General features: G+C 38.6%; 16 protein-coding genes. 3 read left to right on the top strand and 13 right to left on the bottom strand.

Features of this window, described 5'->3' with window-relative positions; all coding sequences use genetic code 11:
• Positions 1–98 precede the first annotated feature (98 nt).
• The 4 genes from NSS81_RS14745 to NSS81_RS14730 are packed head-to-tail and all read right to left on the bottom strand — an operon-like array spanning position 99 to position 3,716.
• The gene (locus NSS81_RS14745; RefSeq protein WP_342429437.1) at positions 99–1,046 is read right to left on the bottom strand and encodes a siderophore ABC transporter substrate-binding protein; all 948 of its coding nucleotides are present in this window, start codon (positions 1,044–1,046) and stop codon (positions 99–101) included.
• A gap of 18 nt (positions 1,047–1,064) precedes the next feature.
• Positions 1,065–1,826, bottom strand: coding sequence for an ABC transporter ATP-binding protein (locus NSS81_RS14740; protein WP_342429436.1), 762 nt, complete (start codon positions 1,824–1,826; stop codon positions 1,065–1,067).
• On the bottom strand, positions 1,823–2,773 hold the full coding sequence (locus NSS81_RS14735; RefSeq protein WP_342429435.1) for an iron chelate uptake ABC transporter family permease subunit: 951 nt from the start codon (positions 2,771–2,773) through the stop codon (positions 1,823–1,825). Before NSS81_RS14735 ends, NSS81_RS14740 begins: the two co-directional genes overlap by 4 nt.
• Positions 2,766–3,716 (bottom strand): ABC transporter permease, encoded by a 951-nt coding sequence (locus tag NSS81_RS14730; protein ID WP_342429434.1) that lies wholly within the window; start codon positions 3,714–3,716, stop codon positions 2,766–2,768. The genes NSS81_RS14735 and NSS81_RS14730 overlap by 8 nt, the downstream gene beginning before the upstream one ends.
• A gap of 262 nt (positions 3,717–3,978) precedes the next feature.
• On the opposite strand from NSS81_RS14730, the gene NSS81_RS14725 reads away from it, so the two are divergent.
• Positions 3,979–4,458 carry a redoxin domain-containing protein gene (locus NSS81_RS14725; protein ID WP_342429433.1) on the top strand — a complete coding sequence of 160 codons (480 nt, stop codon included), beginning with the start codon at positions 3,979–3,981 and terminating at the stop codon, positions 4,456–4,458.
• A 344-nt stretch (positions 4,459–4,802) separates the two neighbouring features.
• On the opposite strand, the gene NSS81_RS14720 is transcribed toward NSS81_RS14725, so the two are convergent.
• Positions 4,803–5,714 (bottom strand): DUF4309 domain-containing protein, encoded by a 912-nt coding sequence (locus tag NSS81_RS14720; RefSeq protein ID WP_342429432.1) that lies wholly within the window; start codon positions 5,712–5,714, stop codon positions 4,803–4,805.
• Between the two features lie 200 nt (positions 5,715–5,914).
• Between NSS81_RS14720 and NSS81_RS14715 the strand changes: the two genes are divergently transcribed.
• Positions 5,915–7,648 (top strand): ABC transporter ATP-binding protein, encoded by a 1,734-nt coding sequence (locus tag NSS81_RS14715; RefSeq protein WP_342429431.1) that lies wholly within the window; start codon positions 5,915–5,917, stop codon positions 7,646–7,648.
• A gap of 98 nt (positions 7,649–7,746) precedes the next feature.
• On the opposite strand, the gene NSS81_RS14710 is transcribed toward NSS81_RS14715, so the two are convergent.
• The gene (locus tag NSS81_RS14710) at positions 7,747–8,367 is read right to left on the bottom strand and encodes a hypothetical protein (RefSeq protein ID WP_342429430.1); all 621 of its coding nucleotides are present in this window, start codon (positions 8,365–8,367) and stop codon (positions 7,747–7,749) included.
• Positions 8,368–8,450: 83 nt separating this feature from the next.
• Positions 8,451–8,777: a PadR family transcriptional regulator gene (locus NSS81_RS14705; RefSeq protein WP_342429429.1), complete on the bottom strand. Its 327-nt coding sequence runs from the start codon at positions 8,775–8,777 to the stop codon at positions 8,451–8,453.
• Positions 8,778–9,009: 232 nt separating this feature from the next.
• Here NSS81_RS14705 and NSS81_RS14700 point away from each other — a divergent pair, with 232 nt between their 5' ends.
• A complete protein-coding gene (locus NSS81_RS14700) occupies positions 9,010–10,092 on the top strand; it encodes an AI-2E family transporter (protein ID WP_342429428.1) in 1,083 nt (360 codons plus the stop codon).
• A 57-nt stretch (positions 10,093–10,149) separates the two neighbouring features.
• On the opposite strand, the gene NSS81_RS14695 is transcribed toward NSS81_RS14700, so the two are convergent.
• The 6 genes from NSS81_RS14695 to NSS81_RS14670 all read right to left on the bottom strand — a co-directional run bounded on the left by NSS81_RS14695 (position 10,150) and on the right by NSS81_RS14670 (position 15,282).
• On the bottom strand, positions 10,150–10,575 hold the full coding sequence (locus tag NSS81_RS14695) for a VOC family protein (RefSeq protein WP_342429427.1): 426 nt from the start codon (positions 10,573–10,575) through the stop codon (positions 10,150–10,152).
• A gap of 117 nt (positions 10,576–10,692) precedes the next feature.
• Positions 10,693–10,941 carry a MerR family transcriptional regulator gene (locus NSS81_RS14690; protein WP_342434035.1) on the bottom strand — a complete coding sequence of 83 codons (249 nt, stop codon included), beginning with the start codon at positions 10,939–10,941 and terminating at the stop codon, positions 10,693–10,695.
• A 34-nt stretch (positions 10,942–10,975) separates the two neighbouring features.
• Positions 10,976–12,007 carry a DUF418 domain-containing protein gene (locus NSS81_RS14685; RefSeq protein ID WP_342434034.1) on the bottom strand — a complete coding sequence of 344 codons (1,032 nt, stop codon included), beginning with the start codon at positions 12,005–12,007 and terminating at the stop codon, positions 10,976–10,978.
• Between the two features lie 111 nt (positions 12,008–12,118).
• Entirely contained in the window at positions 12,119–12,883 is a 765-nt protein-coding gene (gene sdhB, locus NSS81_RS14680) for a succinate dehydrogenase iron-sulfur subunit (RefSeq protein ID WP_342429426.1), read from the bottom strand.
• Positions 12,880–14,643, bottom strand: a complete 1,764-nt coding sequence (gene sdhA, locus NSS81_RS14675; protein ID WP_342429425.1) for a succinate dehydrogenase flavoprotein subunit — start codon at positions 14,641–14,643, stop codon at positions 12,880–12,882. Before sdhA ends, sdhB begins: the two co-directional genes overlap by 4 nt.
• Before the next feature lie 24 nt (positions 14,644–14,667).
• Positions 14,668–15,282: a succinate dehydrogenase cytochrome b558 subunit gene (locus NSS81_RS14670; RefSeq protein ID WP_342429424.1), complete on the bottom strand. Its 615-nt coding sequence runs from the start codon at positions 15,280–15,282 to the stop codon at positions 14,668–14,670.
• Positions 15,283–15,333 lie beyond the last annotated feature (51 nt).

Raw genomic sequence — 15,333 nt, 5'->3', positions numbered from 1 at the left:
AAATTCGTGTCAGCCTTTTTAAATATTATCTTATTGCCTCTTAAACATCCTGACTTGTTTCAATTAATTAAAAAGCCAGGCAATTTGCCCGGCCCATACTATTCTATTGATGCTTCAATTTCTTCAGCCATAATTTTCACAGATTTTAAACCGCCACCACTTAGATACCAAGAGTCAGGATTTAAGTAGATTATCTTGTCTTCCTTATATGCGGTCGTTTTTTGAACTAACTCATTTTCAATCGTTTCCTCAGCGCCGCTTTCCCCGCCAACCGCCTGGTTACGGTCAATAACAAATAATACGTCTGGATTGGTTTCCATAATATATTCGAATGAAATACTTTGACCATGTGTAGATACTTCAATCTTCTCATCCGCAGCACCAAAGCCAAATACATCATGAATGATACCGAAGCGGGAGCTTGGTCCATAGGCACTTACTTTTCCTTCATTCGCCAAAACGATTAAGCCTTTTTTGTTAAGTGCAGACGCCTTCTTATTTAACTCCTCGACATTCGCTTCGATATCCTCTAAAGCTGTAGTGACTTCAGCCTTTTTACCAAAGATATCACCGATTAAGTTCATATTTTCTTCAAAAGAAGTCATGTACTTTGTATAGTCCAGTTCAATGTATACAGTAGGTGCAATCTCCTCAAATTGATCGTATAATTCTGCTTGACGTGTTGAAATAAAGATAACATCCGGCTGCATTGCATGAATCGCTTCAAAATCAGGCTCTTTCAAACTACCAACATTTGTGTATTTTTTGTCTGCATATTTTTCCAAATAAGCTGGAATGGATGCTTGCGGTACACCTGTTACCTCAATCCCAAGTTCATCTAATGTATCCAGGATTCCGAAGTCAAACACAACTATTTTTTCCGGATTTGCTTTTATAACTGCCTCACCATGTTTATGCTTAACTGTCATTTCCTTTGCTTCCCCATCACTTTTAGTGCCAGAAGCCTTTTCTTCTTCCTTTGCTCCACAAGCGGCTAATACAAGAAATACCGATAAAATAACTGCTAGAAAGCTCCACTTTTTCATATGATTATCTCTCCTTTATTATGAACTAAAATATACACAGATACGGCAGCCATCCATTTGCTGGATCGGAATATCCATATCATAAATTTCTTTTAGCGAATCTGATTGAATAATTTCTTCGGTAGGTCCATCTTTGACAACCATTCCATCCTTCATCGCAACAATACGATCAGAGTAAACAGATGCAAAATTTATATCGTGAAGCACAATGACAACTGTTTTACCTAGCTCATCAACAAGACGGCGTAGTATTTTCATAATTTGGACAGAGTGCTTCATATCCAAATTATTCAATGGTTCATCGAGCAATATATACTCAGTGTCCTGAGCAATAACCATCGCAATAAATGCACGCTGGCGCTGTCCGCCTGACAACTCATCTAAAAAACTATCCTGCATTTCGGTTAAGTGCATGTACTCCAGCGATTGATTGACAATCCGTTCGTCCTCCTCGGTTAACCGCCCCTTCGAGTAAGGAAACCGTCCGAAAGAAACAAGCTCGCGGATGGACAGACGGACATCCATGTAATTGGACTGCTTCAAAATTGAGATTCGTTTCGCAAACTCATTTGATTTCATCTTTTTCACATCGGTTTTGTCAATGAGTACCTCCCCTGTGTCTGCATCAAGCAGACGACTTACCATCGAAAGCAACGTCGATTTACCAGCACCGTTTGGTCCGATAAAACTCGTGATCTTCCGAGGCTGGATATCAATCGTTACATCCTTAACAACGGTTTTTTTTCCATAAAATTTTGATAGCGCTTGGACTGAAATCATGCTGACTTCCTCTCCTTTAACAGTAAGTAGATGAAATAGACACCACCGATAAAATTGATTATGACACTAAGCGTTGTCGAGAACGTGAAAATTCGTTCGACCACCCATTGTCCCCCAACAAGGGCGATGATACTCATCAGAATTGCCCCAGTTATCAGCGTCTTATGTTTGTATGTGTTGAAAAATTGATACGACAGATTGGCTACAATTAAACCAAAAAAGGTTATCGGTCCGACAAGTGCTGTTGAGATTGAAATGAAGATTGCGACAATAATAAGGACTTGTTTCACAATCGTGTCATAAGGAACACCTAGGTTAATAGCCATCTCTCGACCTAGTGATAAAACATCCAAGTACTTTAAAAAGCGCATGGCATAAATCATTACAAGAAGGACAATGGCAATTGCCAGCCAGACTAAATCAGAGTTGATATTATTAAAACTGGCAAACATACGGTCTTGGACAACCTGAAACTCATTCGGGTCAATCAGGACTTGGAAAAAGGTTGAAATGCTTGAGAAAAACGTTCCAACAATAATCCCGACTAACAATAAAAAGTAAATCGGTTGATTGCCTTTTTTAAATAAGAATTTGTATAAGATAAGGGCAAATACAATCATGACTACAACAGATAGTAAAAAGTTCACCTGTTTATTCACAATAAGCATGTGACCAGAGCCTAAAAAGAAAATAATAACCGTTTGTAATAGCAGGTAAAGGGAATCCAATCCCATAATACTTGGTGTTAGAATTCGATTATGCGTTATCGTTTGGAATACGACGGTGGCATAGGCGATTGTAACACCCGTCAATACCATGGCAAGAACTTTAATTGCTCGTTTTGGCAGAGCATAATCAAAGCTTCCGTTTAAATCATGAAATAAGTAGAGGGCGCAAGCTCCCACAGCGATCAAGGTGAGGACGGCTATTTTTATCGTGTTACGCATATGCCTTCCTCCTGAAAAGTAAGTATAAGAAAATTCCGCTTCCGATTACACCCACCATGAGACTGATCGAAATCTCATATGGAAAAATAAGCACCCGGCCTAAAATATCGCAAATCAGAAGGAATATAGCACCTAAAAGCGCAGTATGCGGTAATGTCTTTTGTAAATGGTCCCCTTTAAAAATCGAAATAATGTTTGGAATGATTAAGCCAAGAAATGGGATAATCCCTACTGTTAATACAACCGTTGTCGTAACAAGCGCTACTAAGATTAGACCAATATTCACGACACGTCGGTAGGCCAGCCCAAGATTTCTTGAAAAGTCCTCTCCCATTCCAGCCACTGTAAAACGGTTAGCATAGAAATAAGAGATGATTAATATCGGAACACTTATATAAAGGAGTTCATACCTTCCCTTCATTATCATTGAAAAATCACCTTGCAGCCAGGCGGACATATTTTGAATGACATCGGCACGATAAGCAAAAAAAGTTGTAACCGAGGACAAAATATTACCAAACATAAGACCTACAAGCGGAATGAAGATTGCATCTTTAAATTTGATTCGGTCAAGAATTTTCATAAACAAAAATGTTCCAGCAAGCGCAAACACAAAGGCAACCGCCATTTTCTCTAGCATCGAAGCATTTGCAAACAATAGCATTGAAACGAGGATCCCTAAACGTGTAGCATCTAATGTTCCAGCCGTCGTCGGTGAGACAAATTTGTTTCTGCTAAGCTGCTGCATAATCAAACCAGCGATACTCATCCCTGCTCCTGCCAGTAAAATAGCGACTAGCCTTGGAAGCCTGCTGATTAGGAAAATTTGCGTTTCTTCTGATTGGAAATCAAATAAGTCTAAAGGTGATATGCTGCTGACGCCTACAAACAATGAAGTAGCAGACAAGACAAGCAACCCAAGTAGTAAGTATCGTTTTTTCATCGCTTACCCCAACATTTCTATTTTTCTAGCATATTTAGTGATATTGAAAATCATTATCAGTTACTTACATTATGATTATAACATCGAGAGGTTTTCCGTCAATATGTAAATGAGAACTATTTTCACTAGATTCCGAACAATTTGTGACATGCGCATAGTATTAACCTGTATTTGCATTGATCCATGTCAATTTAATCCATAAAAGTCTAATTTCATCTAATAATGGAGAAAATATCGAGGTAAGCAATCTTCTAAAGGAGGTTTGAACTTGGAAGCGTCTTTGAGTATCGGGGATGTTGCACCTGATTTTTCATTACCTGCAACAACAAAGGAAAAGCTATCATTGTCCGATTATAAAGGGCAAAAGAATGTAGTCCTCGCTTTTTATGGTATGGACTTTACACCTGGCTGAATCAAAGAAATATCCTCTTGGAAAGAGGATTACAAAAGATTTCAAGCATTAGATGCCGAAGTGCTGGGAGTTAGTGTCGATCATATCCATTCGCACAACGTCTTTGCTGCAAGTATGGGGAAATTGCCTTATCCTTTAGTTTCAGATTGGCATAGACAAACCGTTAAAGACTATAAGGTGTTTAACGAAAAAGGCGAAGTTGCCATCCGTTCTGTCTTTGTTGTCAATAAAGAGGGTGTGATAAGTTACATAAATACTTCATTCAAGGCGGATAAGAAAGAGGATTATGAGGCGGTTTTTACAGAACTTGAGAAGTTAACAAAACAATAGCTGTCCGAAAAAAACATCCCTCAAGCTTTTGAGAGATGTTTTTTTATGGATTGCTGTTTTTTGATTAAATTTCATTTTAGATTTTTACAAAACGGCGCTGATTCAGACTTGATGTCCTTCATAAGATTGAAGTGAAGGACATCTCCATATCAAAACCCGAGTGAGGTGTCCTTCATAAGGTTGATGAAGGACATCTCCATATCAAAACCCGAGTGAGGTGTCCTTCATAAGGTTGATGAAGGACATCTCCGTATCAAAACCCGAGTGAGGTGTCCTTCATAAGGTTGATGAAGGACATCTTCGTATCAAAACCCATACGAGAAGTTATTTATAAGCCTTCAATTTTAGTAATTCGTCCAGTCCAACAGATCATAGCTATGACTTAAAACTAAATTTCCTTTTTTATAGGCACGGTTTACAACCTCAGGATATTTTTTCACATTGCTACCAACGAAAAAGAAATTCCCGATAACGTTGTATTCTTCTAAAATATCTATAATTGCTGATGTAGTAACAGTATCCGGTCCATCATCAAAGGTTAGTGCCACCATCTTCTTATTTGGACCATTTATGAAGACATTTTCCTCCCCCTTAGAAAAAGCTATGATGTTTTTTCGCCACTCCAGCATTTTTCCCCATGCAGTATGGGAAAGTTGATTCGAAGTTCCTTTAATTTCAAGGGGATATGGTTCCTCTTCTTTCATCGTTCTTTTTTGATTAAATACTGAAATATGATCTATTACTTCATTATCCTTTGGGCCTACAAACTTTAGTTGAAGATCCGAGGTTACTTTATAAGTGTAAATATAGTCATTATTGTACTCTTTCTTTTCTTCTGGTCTTCCTACTACCTCTTCTATGTTAGTAAATGTGAGCTCTTGAAGCTCTTTTGAATAGGAACGTACATCAAAGATTTCACCTTGCTCGTTATAGCCAAAGGTTATTCCTACCTTTCCATAGGTTGCATAATAACCAGAACCAGCTCGATCCACGCTATCAGGCTCTCCCCACTTTTCCTTTACTTCATTTATCGTGTTATCCATTGCACCAAACTCGCTGCCTATTACGAAGCCTCTTTTGGCTTTTTCCATTATCTCATTAAGTAAGTACGTTGTAGGTTCAACTTCTTTTGGCTCTAATTCGGTTTGATTTCCATATACATCATCTATCGGTTGTACTTCTAGTTTTTTTGAATCATCACAAGCAGTTATTAATAATAGAAGCAAAATCAAAGAAAGTTTTTTTGCCCTAACCAATTCGCTACACCTCCTACCCATTTAGACTTTCTACTATGCTTTAATGTTACAAAGTAGTATTTGAAATTGCTAAAAACTCATCTTTTTCCAAGGTCAGCGCAAACGGCTCTCTAAATTAGATATTTCTCTCATTTATAGGTAAAATGATACATAGTAAGTTTGTAATCTACCCTGGCTACATATGATAGGAGCAAATCGAAATGAACAAACAAGATCGTGGCTTACAGCCGTTTTTTTCCTTAATTTTATCAACTAAAATTCCTAAATTAGCACTTATTATCGGTCTAACTGCCAGTCTGATTACTACGCTTGCCGGTCTTGTTGTACCAGTCCTCACCAAAAATTTAGTAGACGGATTTTCCGTTTCTTCGTTAAGCGTCCCACTCATAATCGGGATTGGGGTGGCATTTATCTTCCAAGCGATTATTAACGGCGCCTCTATTTACTTATTAAGCCTGGTCGGTCAAAAAATTGTCGCCCGGCTGCGTGAGCGGATGTGGTTAAAATTAATTCGGTTACCAGTAAGCTATTTTGATAAACAATCAAGCGGTGAAACGGTAAGTCGTGTCATTAACGACACAAGCATTGTTCGTGAGTTAATTTCTAATCACTTTCCTCAATTTATTACCGGCATCATCTCCATTATTGGTGCGATCACCATCTTACTTATCATGGATTGGAAAATGACACTATTGATGTTAATCTCTGTACCTTTAACAATGGTCATCATGTTCCCGCTCGGCCGCCAAATGGCCAAAATATCGAGGGGGCTTCAGGATGAAACAGCTAAATTCACAGGGAATATTCAGCAAACCCTTAGTGAAATCCGTTTAATGAAATCCTCAACCGCTGAAAAATTCGAAGAAACAAAAGGCTTATCTGGTATCGATAGGTTACTTGGATTCGGACTAAAGGAAGCTCGTATTACAGCATTAATCGCTCCAATCATGTACCTAGTTGTCATGATTGTGATTGTAACAATTATTGGGTATGGCGGAATGCGTGTGGCGAATGGAACGATGTCGACGGGGTCCCTCGTTGCCTTTTTACTCTACCTATTCCAAATCATTTTTCCGATTACGTCGTTTGCAATGTTCTTTACACAATTGCAAAAGGCAAAGGGTGCAACCGAGCGGATTATCGATATTTTGGACTTGCCTGCCGAAGAAGGACAAGCGGGGTTAGACGTAGATATTTCCAACAAGCCGATTCAAGTCCAAGACGTGTCATTTGCTTATAGTGAGGACGAGCCTGTCCTTCAGAAGGTGTCGTTTGAAGCCCAGCCTGGTGAAATGATTGCCTTTGCTGGACCAAGCGGTGGCGGTAAAACAACCGTGTTTGGACTACTCGAACGGTTTTACGAACCTACTTCAGGTACAATCCGAATTGGGGATACACCTATAAATAAGCTATCAATTGCCTCTTGGCGAAGTCAAATTGGTTATGTTTCTCAAGAAAGTGCAATGATGGCTGGGACCATTCGTGAAAATTTATGTTACGGCTTAGATGATGATGACCATATTTCAGACGAACGTCTATGGGAAGTTGCAAAAATGGCTTATGCCGATGAATTTATTCAGTCGTTTCCGAAAGGATTGGATACGGAGGTTGGTGAGCGCGGTGTGAAACTTTCCGGCGGTCAGCGGCAACGAATCGCCATTGCCCGTGCGTTTTTACGTGATCCTAAAATACTGATGATGGATGAGGCAACGGCTAGTTTAGACAGTCAATCCGAAGGTGTGGTTCAACAAGCGTTAACCAGATTAATGGAAGGGCGCACCACCTTTGTCATCGCCCACCGATTATCTACGATCGTCGATGCGGATAAAATAATATTTATCGAAAAAGGACAAATCACAGGCATCGGCACCCATCACGAATTAACACAAACACATGCATTATATCATGAATTTGCTGAACAACAATTGGCATAGCCCATTTGGATTGCCTTCTAAATCCATTATATTGTAAAAGCGGACTTTCTATTTTTAGAAAGTCCGCTTTTACATGTCTTTATGCCATATTCTTGCTATTAAACATAGGGGCTATTTATAAAATCATGGGAATTATATAAAATGGGGTTCCAAGGTCTTAATTCTAAAAGGGTTTCCAGGGTTTCTTCATTTATATCCTGATATGGGTATGCATTTAATGGACCTTGGTATACTAATTGTAGTTGCTCCACATCCATTAAATCTTGAGGTGTACACAGGTTGGGTGATTTATCAATCACATGTTTTTTTTCATTGAGTATGGTTGCAACAAATTGCGAACAAAAAAAAGCATTTTTTCTTTTTAAATCATAATTAAATATAATGGCAAATAATCCTATAAAATTGTATCGGTATAAATCTTTCATTGCTTCAAAATATTGGACCTTTTGTTTCATTTGGTTATATTCTGTTTCAGAGATTGTGTAACTGTAAACTTCACAGGTTGCCTTTTTAAATAACCCCTCAGCTATTTTTTCACGTACAAATCCGCCAATAAATGGATTGTGCGCTTTTTTACGGCCAAAACTGTAGGTTTCATTTAATTGTTCATCAAATGATAGGGATACGTGATTATACGTTTTTCTAGTATATAACTGAATCAGCTTTGTTAACCATGAGCCTGTCGCCGTAAAAAGAATATATATCTTTTTTTCACCCATCTATTGAATACCTCCTTTTTGACTCGGTGAATTTGACAAGCCTGAAGAAGAAGATACTCCAACCGCGTCGCGAGAATCGACCATCATCTTGCATCACTAAAGATATCGATAATTCGTTTGGTTTCTATCCATTCGTCAATCATTTCTTTTAAATAAACTTTTCCAAGTTTCGTGATTTTGTAATACTTCCGTTTCGCACCTTGAGAAACATTCCCCAAATAGGATTGGATTAATTCCTTTTTCTCTAATCGTTGAAAAACAGCATAGAGTGTTGCTTCTTTTACTTGAAAGCGGTTGTCCGTACGTAAGCTGATTTCCTTAGATATTTCATAGCCATACCTGTCTCGTTCAAAAATCAGGCGCAAGATAATAGAATCTAAGTGTCCGCGAATTATATCGCTTCTGATCATAGTATCACTTCCTTAATTATTCACTGTTCTATCTGATAGAGCAATATTACTAGAAATTACTCTATCTGTCAAAGTAATTAGTTGTAAACTTTTGGTAAAATAATTGTTAATTAAACAACTAAGCTTTGTTATACTGGGAACAACGTATAATCATCCTATTGGTTTTTTTTGAATTAATTGTTATATTCAAGAGAGGAAAATTTTAGCAAGCTTTTGGGAGAGTGGAAAGTTCATGTCGTTGTTAGAAAAAAGATGGTTTAAAATCATGATCGCCATCATCTTATTTTTACTAATTGTCTATTTAGTAAGGGTGAACCAATTTATATTAACGCCCATCGTTGTTCTGCTGAAAACAATCTTTTTGCCATTTGTCTTAGCTGGTATTTTATTTTATTTATGCCGACCATTAGTCACCTGGCTAGAATCAAAGAATACTCCCAGGTGGTTAGCGATTATCGGAGCTTATATTGCCATTATTCTATTTATATATGGTGTTATTAAATTAGTTGCTCCTATCCTAAATGATCAATTAGAAAATTTTATTGATAATTTGCCAGCAATGGTTGCCACCGTTACCGATTGGATTCAGTATGTACAGGAAAATAAAAGCACTTTCCCAGACTTCGTTCAAGAAGCATTTCTAAATGCGAGTACAGAATTAGAGTCCCGAATTGAATCGAATGTAGGAAATATAGCCAATGGAATTCTTGGGGTCTTTGGGTTAATTGGCGGTTTTATAACTACCATTTTCAACTTAGTACTTGTTCCGTTTATTTTATTTTATATGTTAAAAGATAGTGACCGGTTTGCACCGAGTGTTGCTATCTTTGCTCCACAGTCTAAAAAAGAACACGTGAAAAACATATTAAAAGATGTGGACAAGACCATCGCTACCTATATACAAGGGCAAATTCTCGTCAGTGTGATTGTCGGTTTACTCTTATTGGTAGGTTATTTAATTATTGGGCTGAACTATTCATTAGTTTTAGCGATGTTCGGTATGTTTACCAACGTCATTCCGTTCTTAGGTCCCTATATTGCTGTTATTCCTGCCTTTTTAGTCGCATTATTTCAAGATCCATCAAAGGTTTTGTTCGTTGCTATTATCATGTTAGTTGCACAACAAATTGAGGGTAATATCATTTCTCCAAATATCATGGGCAAAACGCTAAATATCCACCCATTAACTATTATTGTGTTAATTTTAACAGCCGGAAGCCTGATGGGCGTGGTTGGCATTATCTTCGTCATACCGGCCTATTCCATTACAAAGGTACTTGTCGTTAATATTGTTAAAATATTTAAAGCAGCATAATTGAAAAAGGATATAGAATCTTCCATAGAAGGAAAGATTCCATATCCTTTTTAGTTTCTAATATATTTCTCCACTATCCAAGTTAAATAGCCACTCAATTCCAAACTTATCTGTTAGTGAGCCATAGTATTTGCTCCAAAATGTTTCTTGTAGTTCCATGGCGACGGTGCCGCCTTCCTTCAGTTTATTAAAGGAAGAAATAATCTCCTCTTTGTTGTCACTGACGAATGCAAGGCTGATGTTATTTCCTTTAACAAAAGGCATACCAGGAAAAGTATCAGAAAACATAACCCGACTTCCACCAATATTAAGCCGTGAATGCATGACTAAGTTTTTTGCTTCCTCTGGTAAAGGATATTCCGGGTTTGGTGGTGTTTCTCCAAAGGTCATAATTTTTGGTTTTTCTGTTCCAAAAGTCTCTGCGTAAAATTCTACTGCCTCACGACAGTCACCATTAAAATTCAGATAAACATCAACAGACATTACCAACACTCCTAGCATTTAGTTTTCAATATATTCTACCATTTTATCCAACAAGATACTAAATAAACGGAATATATGTGGAATATTAACCATTTAATTTTCGAATAGAATAATCCCTTATTTAGCTGCTTTTACTTCTTGGCCGCTCAAAACTTCTCTAATCTCATCTAATGACATTCCAAATTGTTTAAGGGAAAGAATTTGTTGTAGCCTTGCAAGATCTTCTTCTGTATAAATGCTATGACCCATTTCTGAAAACTGGGAAGGTGATAATAGTCCCATTTCATGATAATCATGAAATGCTCTTACTGTAAGACCAGTTACTTGGACTAATTCTTCTACTGTCCAGAACCTTTTCGTATCGATGGTAATGACCTCCTTTTAGACCTTTTTCAGGGAGTCAGTCCCCTAGAACTTTAACGCGTTTTTTCATTGGCGGTACCTCAAAATAAGTCAGCATCCGCCACACCCATTCCAACGGTCCAAATAGGAAAAATCGGAACCAAAGGCTTGTGAAGATAAGCTGAATAACATAAATGGTTAGGCAGACAATCAGTGATTGCAAATAGGTGATGTTCTCAAACAAATGAAAGACATAACCTGCTAGATAGATAAAAGCCGTTTGAAAAACATAGTTTGTTAATGCCATTCTCCCATAGCTTTTTAATGGTGACAGCAGTTTTTGGACAATTGGAAAGCGCAAAAGGAGGATCAGTAACCCCGCGTATAGGGCTGAAATAATCGGACCTATCATAATGCCAATACTTAAAAACATATAGGTGTCTTCACCTACTCCTCCAGCAAAAGCCCCAAACGGGAGTACCGGGAGATATTGATATTGATACAGGAGGCCCATCACACTCATTGCCAGCATAATTAGTGTAAACAGAGCAACCTGTTTTGTTTTCCCAGCTAATCCTTCAAAAATCCTGTATTGTCCCGCAGCAATACCAAGCAGCATAACAGGTACGACCATAACGAGTTTATAGGCTAAAATACTACATAAAAGTAATAAAAAAATCCCAATCCAAAGATTTACTTGTTTTCTTACCTTATAGAATGGTAACAATAAAAGCCCTGTTACTGCATAAACGGTTAACGCCTCACCCGGGTGGAACTTCACATGGATGAATCCAAAGATGAACAAAATAAAGATACGCCGTAAAAACAATAGAAACCCATTTTTCCCCTTCGCATTTGCCCTTGAGATAAACAAATAAAAACCAACACCAAACAAAAAGGAGAAAAGGGTATAGAAACGCCCCTCAACAAATAGAAATAAAAACCGTTGATAGCTAGCATCCGCCGACCCCTGAAAAGGTAAGTTTACCGAAAGTAATGGCAGGATATTCACTAAAATAATCCCTAATAATGCAAAACCACGCAAATAATCAAGTACATCTATTCGTTTATTAACCGCAACCGGATTCATCATCCTCACCTCAATCTAATCATACCAAAAAAGACTGTCGTGATGATTCCTCTCGACAGTCTTTTTTAAGGCTCTTTTCTCAAACTTTGTTGCTATTTAGACCTTTTTTGACTAATAGCTTCCAAAGAAGTCCTTGAATGATTGGATGGTTGTTTGTCGATTAAGATGGGCGATGGATGTGGTTAGTGGTATTCCTTTCGGACAAACCTCCACACAGTTTTGTGAATTACCACAGGAGGTAATTCCCCCTTCTCCCATAATAGCCGCAAGTCGATCGTCCTTATGCATGGCTCCTGTTGGGTGAGCATTGAATAAGCGAACCTGTGATAATGGTGCTGGACCAATAAAATCTGACTTCTCATTCACATTTGGACATGCCTCAAGACAACAGCCGCAGGTCATACATTTAGATAGCTCATAGGCCCATTGTCTTGTTTTTTCCGGCATTCTTGGTCCCGGTCCTAAATCATAGGTCCCATCAATCGGAACCCATGCCTTTACCTTTTTCAAAGCGTCGAACATCCGCGTGCGGTCCACAAGTAAATCGCGCATGACCGGAAACGTTGCTAACGGCGCAACCCGTATCGGTTGTTCTAATTGATCAATTAAGGAAGAACAAGCTTGGTGAGGCTTCCCGTTAATGACCATCGAACAAGCTCCGCATACTTCTTCTAAGCAAACTGATTCCCAAATAACCGGAGCGGTTTTTTCTCCCTTTGTATTAACTGGGTTTTTCTGAATTTCCATTAACGCAGAGATAATATTCATATTCGGACGATAAGGAACCATAAATTCTTCTGTATATGAATCAGACTTAGCATCCTTCTGTCTTGTAATAATTAAATGTATTTTCTTTTCCGCTTCCACCATCATCATTTGGCTCCTTTCTTGGATTTTGTATAATCACGCTTACGCGGTTTGATTAGTGAGATATCCACTTCCTCATAAGATAGCTCTGGTAAATTCATTGCCGGATTGTATTTTGCAATCGTTGTTTTTAACCACTCTTCATCATTTCTGTCAGCGAATTCTGGTTTATAATGCGCTCCGCGGCTTTCATTTCGCTTGTACGCACCAAGGGTAATCACATGGGCAAGATTAATCATGCCCTCCAATTGGCGAACAAAGGAGGAACTTGAATTGCTCCATTTTGCCGTATCATCCATGTTAATATTTCTAAAGCGTTCAGAAAACTCCTGAAGCTTTTCATACGTCATTTTTAATTTCTTATTTTCACGGACAACCGTTACGTTCGCTGTCATTAGATCGCCAAGTTCTTTATGAAGAAGATATGCATTCTCAGTACCATTCATCGTTAGGATAGATTCGTACTTTCTGACATCTTCACTCACTTGTTTTTCAAAAACAGTGCTTGAAACAGTATCCGTTGCTTTTTCAAGACCCTTAACATACTCAAGGGCTTTCGGACCTGCAACTAATCCTCCATATACTGCAGATAGTAAGGAGTTAGCACCAAGGCGATTGGCTCCATGCTGTGAATAGTCACATTCTCCAGCCGCAAATAATCCAGGAATATTGGTTTTTTGATCAATATCGACCCATAATCCGCCCATAGAATAATGGACACCTGGGAATATCTTCATTGGAACCTTACGCGGGTCATCACCCATGAATTTCTCATAGATTTCCATGATCCCACCAAGTCTGATATCCAATTGCTTCGAGTCAATATGAGACAAATCTAGAAATACTTTGTTTTCTCCATTAATCCCAAGCTTTTGATTTACACAAACATCGAAAATTTCACGAGTTGCTATATCACGAGGTACTAGATTGCCGTAAGCCGGATATTTTTCTTCCAAAAAGTACCAAGGTTTTCCATCCTTGTATGTCCAAACCCTACCGCCTTCGCCACGTGCCGATTCACTCATTAAGCGGTTTTTATCATCACCAGGGATGGCTGTTGGGTGGATTTGAATAAATTCACCATTGGCAAATATTGCTCCCTGTTGATACAGTCTTGCTGCCGCATATCCCGTATTTATCGTCGAATTGGTGGATTTTCCAAAAATCATTCCTAATCCGCCGGTTGCCATGATCACTGCATCTGCAGGAAAGGCCTTCGTTTCCATCGTCCGTAAATTCTGCGCAGTAATGCCGCGGCAGACACCCTCATCATCCATGATGGCAGAAACAAATTCCCAGCCCTCATACTTCGTTACTAATCCCTTTACTTCAAAGCTGCGAACCTGCTCATCTAGTGCATAAAGGAGCTGCTGTCCCGTGGTTGCCCCGGCAAAAGCGGTACGATGGTATTGCGTTCCGCCGAAGCGGCGGAAATCTAACAAACCTTCTGGTGTACGGTTAAACATAACCCCCATCCGGTCAAACATATGAATAATTTTTGGAGCTGCTTCACACATTCCTTTTACCTGCGGCTGATTTGCGAGGAAGTCTCCTCCATAAACAGAGTCATCAAAGTGTTCTAAAGGAGAGTCATTCTCACCTTTTGTATTTACAGCGCCATTAATGCCACCTTGTGCGCAAACTGAGTGGGAGCGTTTCACCGGCACCACCGAGAATAGTTCTACTTTTGTTCCCTCTTCTGCTATTTTAATAGCGGCCATCAGTCCAGCTAAGCCGCCACCTACTATGACAATATTACCTTTGCTCATTTATATGTCCTCCCTATCTTGCTCTTAAGCAAATGCTAAGATTGCACGGATTCCAATGAAGGTTAAAACGATAAACAATCCGAACGAAATATATTGTGTTACTTTCTGCGATTTTGGGGATACAGTAATTCCCCATGTAATTAAGAAGGTCCAGATTCCATTGACAAAGTGATAAATACAAGAAACAATTCCGATGATATAAAGCGTTAATGAGATCCAATTATCAACAATATTGGCCATCAAAGTATAATCCGCTTCTACCCCAGAAAACTCTACCTGTACCTTGGTTTCCCAAACATGCCAAATGATAAAAACAAAGGCGAGTAATCCGGTAATGCGCTGCAAGTAAAACTTCCAGTTACGAAAATATCCATAGCTGCTAACATTGTTTTTTGCTTGACGGGCAATATAGACACCGTATAAGGCATGAAATAACAATGGTAAAAAGATGACAAATAGTTCGAGAAAGTATTTAAACGGAAGATTCACCATAAAACCTGCTGCTTTATTGTAGGAATCGATTCCCCATGTTGCGGTATAGTTGATAAATAAATGAACAGTCATAAATACACCAACAGGAATAATTCCCGATAAAGAATGCAGTTTTCGGATGAAGTGCTGGTTTTTTCCATGCTCCATATTTCGTTGTACCTCCTTATGATGCTACTCATTAGTTAATAATCTCTATTG

It is taken from the genome of Neobacillus sp. FSL H8-0543, assembly GCF_038592905.1.
Taxonomy (GTDB): domain Bacteria; phylum Bacillota; class Bacilli; order Bacillales; family Cytobacillaceae; genus Neobacillus.
The sequence above is the reverse complement of the archived record's forward strand: the minus strand, read 5'-3'. Positions and strand labels throughout refer to the sequence as shown.